At 55.8% G+C, this 10,520-nt stretch carries 10 protein-coding genes; 6 read left to right on the forward strand and 4 right to left on the reverse strand.

Annotated features, from left to right (window positions below; genetic code table 11):
• Positions 1-39: 39 nt before the first annotated feature.
• From K5L82_RS12380 to K5L82_RS12405, 6 genes are all read left to right on the forward strand, one after another.
• Positions 40-1,137 (forward strand): efflux RND transporter periplasmic adaptor subunit, encoded by a 1,098-nt coding sequence (locus K5L82_RS12380; RefSeq protein WP_223134352.1) that lies wholly within the window; start codon positions 40-42, stop codon positions 1,135-1,137.
• Positions 1,137-4,217 carry an efflux RND transporter permease subunit gene (locus K5L82_RS12385; protein WP_223134353.1) on the forward strand — a complete coding sequence of 1,027 codons (3,081 nt, stop codon included), beginning with the start codon at positions 1,137-1,139 and terminating at the stop codon, positions 4,215-4,217. The genes K5L82_RS12380 and K5L82_RS12385 overlap by 1 nt, the downstream gene beginning before the upstream one ends.
• Before the next feature lie 155 nt (positions 4,218-4,372).
• A complete protein-coding gene (locus tag K5L82_RS12390; RefSeq protein ID WP_223134354.1) occupies positions 4,373-4,684 on the forward strand; it encodes a DUF3301 domain-containing protein in 312 nt (103 codons plus the stop codon).
• A gap of 73 nt (positions 4,685-4,757) precedes the next feature.
• Positions 4,758-6,074: a substrate-binding domain-containing protein gene (locus tag K5L82_RS12395; RefSeq protein WP_223134355.1), complete on the forward strand. Its 1,317-nt coding sequence runs from the start codon at positions 4,758-4,760 to the stop codon at positions 6,072-6,074.
• Positions 6,075-6,182: 108 nt separating this feature from the next.
• Positions 6,183-7,478 carry a pyridoxal phosphate-dependent aminotransferase gene (locus tag K5L82_RS12400; RefSeq protein WP_223134356.1) on the forward strand — a complete coding sequence of 432 codons (1,296 nt, stop codon included), beginning with the start codon at positions 6,183-6,185 and terminating at the stop codon, positions 7,476-7,478.
• Between the two features lie 50 nt (positions 7,479-7,528).
• Complete coding sequence (locus tag K5L82_RS12405) at positions 7,529-8,353, forward strand: inositol monophosphatase family protein (protein WP_223134357.1); 825 nt, start codon at positions 7,529-7,531, stop codon at positions 8,351-8,353.
• A gap of 12 nt (positions 8,354-8,365) precedes the next feature.
• Here K5L82_RS12405 and slmA read toward each other — a convergent pair whose 3' ends face one another.
• The 4 genes from slmA to K5L82_RS12425 form a co-directional block, all read right to left on the reverse strand.
• Complete coding sequence (slmA, locus tag K5L82_RS12410; RefSeq protein WP_223134358.1) at positions 8,366-8,953, reverse strand: nucleoid occlusion factor SlmA; 588 nt, start codon at positions 8,951-8,953, stop codon at positions 8,366-8,368.
• Positions 8,954-9,036: 83 nt separating this feature from the next.
• Positions 9,037-9,846, reverse strand: a complete 810-nt coding sequence (locus K5L82_RS12415) for a thiazole synthase (protein WP_223134359.1) — start codon at positions 9,844-9,846, stop codon at positions 9,037-9,039.
• 79 nt (positions 9,847-9,925) lie between these two features.
• On the reverse strand, positions 9,926-10,126 hold the full coding sequence (thiS, locus tag K5L82_RS12420; protein ID WP_133007289.1) for a sulfur carrier protein ThiS: 201 nt from the start codon (positions 10,124-10,126) through the stop codon (positions 9,926-9,928).
• Between the two features lie 17 nt (positions 10,127-10,143).
• Positions 10,144-10,464 (reverse strand): DUF423 domain-containing protein, encoded by a 321-nt coding sequence (locus K5L82_RS12425; protein ID WP_223134927.1) that lies wholly within the window; start codon positions 10,462-10,464, stop codon positions 10,144-10,146.
• Positions 10,465-10,520: the final 56 nt, after the last annotated feature.

Consider the following 10,520-nt stretch of genomic DNA (forward strand, 5'->3'; position numbering starts at 1 on the left):
CGGAATACGCATCAGGAAACCAGCCCCAGGAACTCATCTATGCGCACCGCATCCCGTTTTGTCATCGCCATCATTTTTCTGGGTGTCGTCCTCGGCGGCATCTTCGGCTACAAATTCATGCAATTTGGCCAGATGAAAGAGATGTTGTCACAGCCACAACCGCCCGCCATTATTTCGGTTACTCAGGCAACAACCGAGAACTGGCAGCCCTCCATCAAGGCCGTTGGCAGCATTGAAGCTGTAAACGGTATTGCTGTTTCCAACGAAGTTCCTGGTGTCATTAACTCCATCAACTTCGAATCCGGCGATAGCGTTAAAAAAGGCGATATTCTGATCGAACTGGACGCCGCGATTGATGAGGCTGCATTGCGCACCCGCCGAGCCGAAGCGAATCTGGCCGATCAAGACTTCAAGCGGATTTCCGACCTTCTGCCCAAGCGTGCGGTTTCACAGTCTCAATACGATACGGCGAAAGCCAATTACGACGCCGCTCGTGCCCGCGTCAACGAAGCACAAGCGCAACTCGACAAGAAGATCATCCGGGCGCCGTTTGATGGCACACTCGGCATTCGCATGGTTAACCAGGGTGAATATCTCCCAACCGGCAGCCCTATTGTCGAAGTAAACATGCTGAACCCCATCTACGTGGACTACACGCTGTCAGAGAAACATCTGGCTAACGTTGATCGGGATTATCCGGTGTCTGTCACGGTTGCCGCCGTGCCTGATCAAAAGTTTGAAGGAAAAGTCAGCGCCATCAACACCTCCGTCAGCCCGGAAACCCGCACCGTGCGGATTCGCGCCACGCTGAACAACGATGAGCACCTTCTGCGCCCAGGCATGTTCGCGACCATCCAGACCGGCCAGCCCAGAGACAACAAAGTCGTCACGCTTCCGCGTACCGCTATCTCCTACAACACCTACGGCAATTTTGTATTTGTAGTGACTGAGAACGACAGCGGCAAGCTGATCGTTGAGCGCCGCACCGTCACGACCGGCGAAGTTCGCAACGGTCGCGCTGCTATTACTTCCGGATTGGAATCGGGTGAAACCGTGGTGTCCAAAGGCCTGCTCAGATTGCGTGCCGGACAACGTGTCGAGATTCAGGATGAATCCGACAAGGAGGCGTCTGAATAATGCGTTTCACTGATATCTTCGTCCATCGGCCGGTTCTTGCCACAGTGGTCAGCTTGCTGATCCTGTTGGTAGGTGCACGGGCCGCCATGGAAATGGAAATCCGCCAGTATCCGAAACTGGAAAGCACCACGGTTACCGTCACCACGGCTTACCCCGGTGCCAGCTCGGATCTGATCAAAGGTTTCATTACCACGCCCCTGCAGCAAGCCATTGCTGAAGCCAGTGGCATCGATTATTTGACCTCCACCAGCTCCCAAAGCGTGTCGACCATTCAGGCTAAAATGGAGCTGAACTACGACGCTAACGATGCCTTGGCAGAGATTCAAGCCAAAGTAGCCAGTCAGCGCAACGTATTACCCGCGGAAGCTCAGGACCCGGTGATCACATCCACCACCGGTGACAGCACCGCATTGATGTACATCGCCTTCTACAGCACCGAGCTGGATGTTCCGCAAATTACCGATTACCTGACCCGGGTTGTGCAACCCAAGCTTCAGGCCTTGCCCGGCGTCGGTAAAGCTCAATTATTGGGCCGAACCTTTGCCTTGCGAGTCTGGCTGGACCCGGAGCGCCTCGCCGCAGTTGATATGACGCCGACAGAAGTCGCCGCCAAACTTACAGCGAACAACTACCAGGCCGCCGTGGGCCAAACCCGGGGCAAATACACCGAAGTCAGCCTGACCAGCGATACCGACATCGCAGACCCTGACGCCTTCCGTAACCTGGTGGTTAAGCAATCCAATGGCACGCTGATTCGGCTGCAAGACATTGCCCGTGTTGAACTCGGCTCCCAGAACTATGACAAGATTGCGCTGTATAAAGGCCAACCGGCTACCTACGTCGCCATCGAAATGGCGCCGGGCGCCAACCCGCTGACCGTTGCAGATCTGGTGAAGTCCGAACTGCCAGACATTGAAAGTCAGCTACCCAGCGGCATGGGAGTGCGACTTGCGTACGATGCCTCTGACTTTATCGAAGACTCCATCAACGAGGTAATAAGTACCCTGATCGAAGCCATGATCATCGTACTGGTGGTGGTGTTCCTCTGCCTGGGCTCAATCCGGGCCTCTGTGGTACCTTCCGTTGCCGTCCCGCTGTCTTTGATTGGCGGCGCGTTCATCATGCTTATTTTCGGCTTCTCCCTAAACCTGCTGACTCTGCTGTCGATGGTTTTAGCGATCGGTCTGGTGGTGGATGACGCCATCATCATGGTGGAGAACGTTCACCGACACATAGAACAAGGTGAGTCACGCTTCGAAGCCGCCATTAACGGCGCCCGTGAAATGGCGACCCCGATTATCGCCATGACCACCACATTGGTGGCGGTGTACGTGCCTATCGGTTTCATGGGCGGGCTGGTTGGCTCGCTGTTTACCGAATTCGCGTTCACGCTAGCAGGCACTGTAGTTATCTCCGGTATCGTCGCCCTAACACTCTCACCCATGCTGTCCGCCAAGGTGCTGAAGCCTCACGGCGAGCCCGGAAAGTTCGAACAGTTGGTCGAGAAGTTCTTCAACGGTATAGCCAATGGCTACAAAGCGGCACTTTCATCGTTGATGCAAACCAAATCGGTTGTCGTATTCTTCGCATTAGTGGTGTTGGGCTCCATCTACTTCATGCAGATGATGAGCCAGAGCGAGCTGGCCCCTACCGAAGATCAGGGCATCCTGTTCCATCAGGGCCTTGGCCCCGAAACATCCACCTTGGACTATCTGCTTGAACACGGTCAGGAAGTGCAAGGCCGCATGTCGGAGCTGCCGGGTTACAAAGAGGACTTCATGATCATCGGCATTACCAGCCCGAACGCCGTGTTTGGCGGCTTCAAAATGGCGCCATGGAGTGAACGTGAAGTCAGCCAATTCGATATTCAGCCAAAACTGGATGCCGAACTGAAGAACGTAACCGGCTTACAAACAGCCGTATTCCCGCTGCCTGCATTACCGGGTTCTGGCGGCGGCCTGCCCTTCCAGTTCGTGGTCAGCACCGGTGGTAGCTATGAACAGCTGGATCAGGTGGCCGACGAAATTCTTGGTAAGGCGATGCAAAGCGGCAACTTCATGTTCCTGAAGAAGTCCATCAACTTCGATAAGCCGGTCACCCGCATTCACATCGACCGTGATCGTGTTGCCGACCTGGGTCTATCGATGCAGGAAGTCGGGCAATCGTTGTCTAGTATGCTCAGTGGCGGTTACATCAACCGCTTCAATATGGAAGGCCGCTCTTATCAGGTAATTCCACAGGTAGATGACCAGTTCCGCCCGAGCAAAGAATCGCTGGATGATTACTACATTCGCACCGGAAGCGGCGAACTGGTACCGCTATCCAGCGTAGCCAGCTTCACCGAAGAAGTAGAACCGTCGAACCGCACCCAGTTCAACCAGCAAAACTCGCTGACTCTGGAAGGCGTGGTGATGCCGGGCGTTGCTGCAGGCACCGCCATGGAATTCATTGAGCAAACCGCCGATGAAGTGTTCCCGCAAGGCTTCAGCTCTGACTACACCGGAGCCTCCCGCCAGCTGGCGAACCAAGGTAGTGCGCTGGTTGTGACGTTCTTCTTGTCACTGCTGGTGATCTATCTGGTACTGGCGGCTCAGTTTGAGAGTTGGCGCGATCCGATCATCATTCTGGTGTCCGTGCCCATGTCGGTGGCAGGTGCCATGGTGTTTATCGTGCTCGGCTTTGCCACCATGAACATATACACCCAGGTGGGCCTGATCACGTTGATCGGGGTGGTGTCGAAGAACGGTATATTGATCGTGGAGTTCGCCAACCAACTGCAGAAAGAGCGTGGTCTGAACAAGGTCGACGCGGTGATCGAAGCAGCAGCAATTCGCCTGCGCCCGATCATCATGACCTCTCTGGCGCTGATTTTCGCGATGGTCCCACTGCTGATCGCAGTAGGCCCGGGTGCACAAAGCCGATTCGCCATTGGCCTGACCATCAGCGCCGGTCTGGGCATTGGTACTTTGTTCACCGTGTTCGTGCTGCCAGCCTTCTACATCTTGCTGGCGCGTGATCATCACAGCGAAGCCGGTGATAAAAACAACGATGAAAAAGAGGTCGCAAAAAGCAGTAGCTGACCGAATGTTTAGCCACCACCTAAGCGGATCGCTTTGAGTGGTGGCTAAACGCCCTTCCCCGCAACAATTCCCCGAACAGACGCAATAAGGTAGTCTGGCGTTTTCGCGGTCTGATTGACCGTTCACCCCAAATCACCAACAGGGCCGCCAGCACATTGACTCTCGGAACTCTCTTCTGGCTTTTCACCGCAGGCTTTGCCGCTTGGTATTGGTGGCAAGCCAAAGCCATCACAGACTTCGTACTCGATGCCGCTCGCCGGTACTGCAAAACCATGGACGTGATGCTTCTAGACGATGCCGTCTTTCTCCGGGGCCTTTGGTTCAAGCGTGACGACACCGGCAGCGTTCGGGTCTGGCGCCGGTTTCTGTTCGACTTCACCACCACCGGTGAAGAACGCTATACCGGCCGTATAATCATGCTCGGGCGCAAAATCATTCAGATGGAACTGGAACCCCACAAATTCTAAGTCCTGAAACACAATTGTCACATTTCTGTAGCATCCTATCTCTATCGCAACTGTTTGGTATGGATGCTCTTAAATGGCTGTTTCTGATCGAATTTACCTCCTTCTTTTCTTGCTCTGCTCAGTGCTGGCGTTCCCCCCACTGACCACGGCCCATGAACTGGAAATTCACGGTTCCAATACCGTCGGAGCCACTCTGGCGCCATCGCTGGTCGAGGGTTATCTTGAGCAGCTAAGCAACGATCAGGTCTTACGCCAACCCGCTGCCCGCGAGAACGAGCAGATTTTGGTCACCCGTCAACACAATAAAAAGCTGTCAGTATTGGTTGCCGCCCACGGCTCCAGCACGGGATTTCGCACGCTGGCAAATGGTCAGGCCGACATCTGGGCATCTTCCCGCCCGGCACGCCCTGGCGAAGCGGCAAAAGTCAGCGACACCGCAGACCTCACAGGACTTGCCAGTGAACACGTGATTGCCATCGATGGCCTTGCCATTTTGGTTCATCAATCAAACCCGGTCAGCCAGATGAGCATCGAAACACTTCGGAAAGTGTTCAGCGGTCAGATTCGAAACTGGGCGGAAGTGGGTGGAAGCAATAATCTCATTCGACTGTATGCTCGGGACAACCGCTCCGGCACCTGGGATACCTTCAAGACGTTAGTGCTCGATAAAGCAGCCCCCCTGCACGACTCAGCGCTTCGATACGAATCCAACGACCAGCTATCCGATGACGTATCCCGCGACCCTTACAGCATTGGTTTTGCCGGATTAGCGTCTGTTCGAAACAGCAAGCTGCTCGCGATTTCTGACGGTGACGCCCCCGCTCTTAAGCCTAACCAGCTCACGGTCGCCAGCGAGGATTATCCGCTGTCCCGCCGGTTGTTCATGTACACCTTGGGCGAACAAACACCCGACTTGGCCAAAGGGCTGATTGAATATGCACTCAGCGCCGAGGGCCAGGGTCGGGTAGCGGGCTCCGGCTTTATTTCCCAAAACCCGATCGCCGTGAAGCCCGAGTTTGATGACTCTGTTCCGGCAACCTTCAAACGCCTGACCCAAAGCTACCAGCGCCTGACGGTCAACTTCCGATTCGCGGAAGGCCGCACCAAACTCGATAACAAAGCACACCGGGACTTGCTGCGGGTGAAACACTATTTGCAGCAGCACAAACGCTCTGCTGACGACCTGCTGCTCATCGGTTTCGCCGATGCCCAAAGCGACGAGCTACGTGCCCAAATGATCTCTGAGCTGAGAGCTCTGTCAGTTCGCCGAGCGCTTAATCACGCGGGCGTTCCGTATGTGTCCTACACGGGTTACGGCCACTACATGCCTGTTGGCGGTTCGGGTAATCAGCGCAATGGTCGAGTGGAGGTGTGGATAAAATCCCGGTGATGGTGCTGGCGGAATAGCGTAACGGGAAATGCCTACTCGGATACCAGACACAGGCCCGCCGGGCGGGCCTATACTGCCATTGTCACCTCCCAACAACAGACAGGAACAATGGACATCAAAAAAGACCACCTCTTTGCGATCAACCTGAACGTCCGGGGCATTCAACCTTCGGCCACCCTCCGCATCAACGAGCAAAGCAATCAGCTGCGCGCGGAAGGTAAAGACATCATTAAACTGGGTTTGGGGCAATCCCCGTTTCCGGTTCCCGAGCGTGTGGTGCAGGCACTCAAAGACCACGCACACGAGAAAGATTACCTTCCGGTCAAAGGCCTTAAAGGTCTGCGAGAGTCCATTTCCGGGTACATTAACCGCAGCGAGCGGATGCGTTCTACCTGGGAAGACGTACTCATTGGCCCAGGCTCTAAAGAACTGCTGTTCATTCTGCAGCTGGCCTACTACGGTGATTTGCTGATTCCGCGCCCGAGTTGGGTATCTTACGCACCGCAGGCTCGCATCATCGGCCGTTCAGTACATTGGTTGCCGACACACGCCGAAAACAACTGGCAACTAACCGCCGAAGAGCTGGACATCATCTGCCGGGACGACCCATCGCGCCCGCGCATCCTGATTTTGAACTACCCGTCCAACCCGACCGGCTGCACCTACACCGACGACCAGTTACTCGCTATCGCCAATGTGGCTCGGAAGTACGACCTGATTTTGCTATCGGATGAAATTTACGGCGAAGTGCACTTCGAAGGCCGGCACAAATCCATTGCCCGCTACTATCCCGAAGGCACCATCGTCAGCACGGGTATGAGCAAATGGTCGGGTGCCGGTGGCTGGCGGTTGGGCACGTTCATTTTTCCGCCCGAACTGCGCCCACTACAAGATGCCATGGCGATCATTGCCAGCGAGACCTTCACCTCGACGGCGGCTCCCATCCAGTACGCGGCCATTACCGCTTTCAATGGCGGGGATGACATTGACCACTATCTGAACCAGTCCCGGCGAGTACTCAAAGTGGTGGGTGAATACGTGCACCGTCGCCTGAGTGAAATGGGCGCCGTAGTACGTAAACCCGAGGGTGCCTTCTACGTATTCCCGGACTTTTCGAGCTTCAGCGAACGATTAGCCAATCGGGACATCAAAACCTCGCAGGCGTTCTGCTCAGCGCTGTTGGAAGATACCGGCGTCGCCATTTTGCCTGCCAGTGATTTCGGCTTTGTGCCGGACCACATGGGCGCACGTTTGGCGTTTGTCGATTTCGACGGCGCACAATCGCTGGTTCTCGCAGGCGGCGATTACGCTGAAAAAGAATTGGCCGATGATTTTGTGCAACAGGCTTGCCCACGCATCGTGCTGGCCATGGACAACATGGAGAGGTGGCTGAACAGCTTGTAACCCCCCCGCATGTTAGACTGGCACCCTCACTTAATCATCACGGGGGTGCCATGTCTGATTCTCTGTCTATGCGCGACATAACCGATTTCGCCGAAGCGCTGGCTAAAGAGGCTGGAGAGCTGATCCGCCGCGAACGGGAAGAAAGCACCCTCCGCACCGATTACAAAGACCAGACCGAACTGGTCACCCACGCCGACGTAATGGCCGATGAGTTCATCACCAACGCTATTCGCGAGCGCTTCCCCGACCACCGCATCTTGTCGGAAGAAACCATGCCGGACCTGACTCAGGCTGAGCATCTCGAGACTCCGCTATGGATCATCGACCCCATCGACGGCACCGTTAACTATGCTTATGGGCACCCTCAGGTGGCGGTTTCCATTGCTTACGCCGAGCGCGGGCAGGTGCAAGTGGCCGTGGTGCATGCGCCCTTCCCCGGTGAAACCTTCCGGGCCACCAAAAGCGAAGGCGCCACACTGAACGGTAAGCCTATTCAGCACAGCGGTGCTACCTCACTGAGGCAGTCGCTGTTCGCCACCGGCTTTCCGTACACCAAAGACCATCTGGAACCCCTGATCAAACGGCTGGATGCCATGATTCACCAATGTCGCGATCTGCGCCGAATCGGCTCTGCCGCACTGGATATTTGCTGGGTAGCCTGCGGCCGGCTGGATATTTACTATGAAAACGTCAGCCCGTGGGATTTTGCGGCTGCACGCCTGATCGCCTGGGAAGCGGGCGCAACGGTGGGCCATTTCGGCGATGTACCGGCAGACTATCCCGTCGACCTCTGGGGCCGGGATATTCTCATCTCAGCACCCGAGGTATGGCACCCGGCACGGTCGATTCTTCGCATCGCCTCCGGCTACGAGTAAGCCGGGACGGAATCAGCCCCAGATGGACTCAGCGACCAAGGCCCAAGCCTCGTCGAAATCTGCGCTGGGAAGTCGGGAGAACGACGAGCGCACAAAACGCTGAATGCGCCCTTCCAAAAATACCATCACGAAGTCGGCTCCACGTGCCGCACTGGTACGTGGGCGCAAGCCCTGCCGGATTTCCCCTTCCTTCAGCGACTGGCGCATCTGGGTTTCCAGGCGCTCATAAAACTGGGATGCCCGCTTGCGAAGGGATTCGTCTTCGCCCATCAAGGCATCGCCCGTCAGCACACAACACAGCCCCGGGTTTCGTTCAGAAAACACCAGCACCAGATGCACAATCTGTTGCAGGCGCACACGTACATCGTCCTGCTCCTGCAGGACCACCTGACAACGAGAAAATACTGCGTCTTCCGCAAACTCAATCAAGGCCTCGAACATCTTCCGCTTGCTGGGAAAATGCCGATACAAAGCCGCTTCGGTCACGCCCACAGACTTCGCAAGGCCTGCCGTGGTAATACGGGCCCCCGGATCTTTCTGCAGCAATTCAACAAGAGCCTGCAGGATCGTCTCCCGCCGGCTGGATTTTGGCTTGGTCATATAGGGATTACAGCGCTCTGGAATTCTGTTTTTAATATTATACGCCCTCTCCTCGAACGGGAGAGGGTCGTGAAAATCATGACTTAGAAGAAAGTGCCGTCAATCGGTGACGATGCACTGGCGTATAGCTTCTTGGGCATACGGCCTGCCAGATACGCCTCGCGGCCGGCTTCGATGGCCAGGCGCATGGCGTTTGCCATTCTGATCGGGTCTTTTGCCTGCGCAATGGCGGTGTTCATCAACACGCCGTCACAACCCAGCTCCATCGCGATGGTGGCATCCGAAGCCGTTCCGACCCCCGCATCAACCAGCACCGGCACCTTGGCATTTTCCACAATCAAGCGAATATTGTAGCGATTCTGAATACCCAGCCCGGAACCAATCGGCGCACCCAACGGCATGATGGCAATGCACCCCATCTCTTCCAAACGCATTGCCAGCAGCGGGTCATCCGAGCAATACACCATCACCTTGAAGCCGTCTTTAATCAGCTCTTCAGCGGCAGCCAAGGTTTCAGGCATGTTCGGGTACAGGGTTTTATGCTCACCCAATACCTCCAGCTTCACCAGATCGCGACCATCAAGCAGTTCACGGGCCAGCTTACAGGTGCGCACGGCGTCTTTCGCGGTGAAGCAGCCGGCGGTGTTCGGCAAAATGGTGTAGCTGTCTGGCGAGATCACATCCAGCAGATTCGGCTCATCCGGATTCTGCCCGAGATTGGTACGACGCACGGCCACCGTCACAATCTCTGCCCCACTGGTCTCAATGGCGTGGCCAGTTTCCATCAGATCGTTGTATTTTCCTGTCCCCACCAACAAACGGGACTGGTATACCTTGCCTGCAATTTCCAAAGGCTTATCTTCGGGGAGCTGGATTTCCGGTGTATCTGTCATAACCTACCTGAGTTGTATGAAAAAGAGGGGGCGTTCACGGTTCGTGAACCTGGCGGGGCTGACCACAAAGGTGGTGGAATCAACCACCACCGATGGCATGCACAAACTCTACCCGATCGTTCTCGCCGAGGGTAAATTCCGCATGTTTGCTACGGGGCACGATGTCCTCGTTCACCTCAACCGCGACCCGTTTGCCGGTCAGCGCAAGGTGCTCAATCAAAGCCGAAATGGTAACTTCGCCGGGAAGCTCCATCACTTCTCCGTTAACCTGAACCTGCATAGCTCTGCTTTTCTCCATCATCGTTTCAACGCTGCCGCAACCAGCAGCGCCCAACCAATTATCAGGCATACCCCACCCATCGGTGTTACCGGCCCAAGCCATGAGGCACTGGTCAGCACCAAAAGATACAAGCTGCCGCTAAACAGAAAAATGCCTGCCAACCAAAAACCACAAGCAAGGGTCAACAAGCGGTGATTCAGGCGTAGCGCGGGCATCAAACTCGCAACCACCAACGCCAACGCGTGGTACATCTGGTAACTGACGGCGGTTTGAAACACGTCCAACCCACGTTCGCTGACAACATGGCGCAGGCCATGGGCACCAAACGCGCCCGTCATCACCGCCAACAAGCCGGCAAAAGCACCGGCCACCAGGGCCCAGCGCAACACAATGG

Source organism: Marinobacter sp. AL4B (genome assembly GCF_019916045.1).
Taxonomy (GTDB): Bacteria; Pseudomonadota; Gammaproteobacteria; order Pseudomonadales; family Oleiphilaceae; genus Marinobacter.

Coding starts and splice junctions, on each gene's coding strand:
- K5L82_RS12380 (WP_223134352.1), top strand. CDS start 40: ATGCGCACCGCATCCCGTTTTGTCATCGCCATCATTTTTCTGGGTGTC.
- K5L82_RS12385 (WP_223134353.1), top strand. CDS start 1,137: ATGCGTTTCACTGATATCTTCGTCCATCGGCCGGTTCTTGCCACAGTG.
- K5L82_RS12395 (WP_223134355.1), top strand. CDS start 4,758: ATGGCTGTTTCTGATCGAATTTACCTCCTTCTTTTCTTGCTCTGCTCA.
- K5L82_RS12400 (WP_223134356.1), top strand. CDS start 6,183: ATGGACATCAAAAAAGACCACCTCTTTGCGATCAACCTGAACGTCCGG.
- K5L82_RS12405 (WP_223134357.1), top strand. CDS start 7,529: ATGTCTGATTCTCTGTCTATGCGCGACATAACCGATTTCGCCGAAGCG.
- slmA (WP_223134358.1), bottom strand. CDS start 8,953: ATGACCAAGCCAAAATCCAGCCGGCGGGAGACGATCCTGCAGGCTCTT.
- K5L82_RS12415 (WP_223134359.1), bottom strand. CDS start 9,846: ATGACAGATACACCGGAAATCCAGCTCCCCGAAGATAAGCCTTTGGAA.
- thiS (WP_133007289.1), bottom strand. CDS start 10,126: ATGCAGGTTCAGGTTAACGGAGAAGTGATGGAGCTTCCCGGCGAAGTT.
- K5L82_RS12425 (WP_223134927.1), bottom strand. CDS start 10,464: ATGACGGGCGCGTTTGGTGCCCATGGCCTGCGCCATGTTGTCAGCGAA.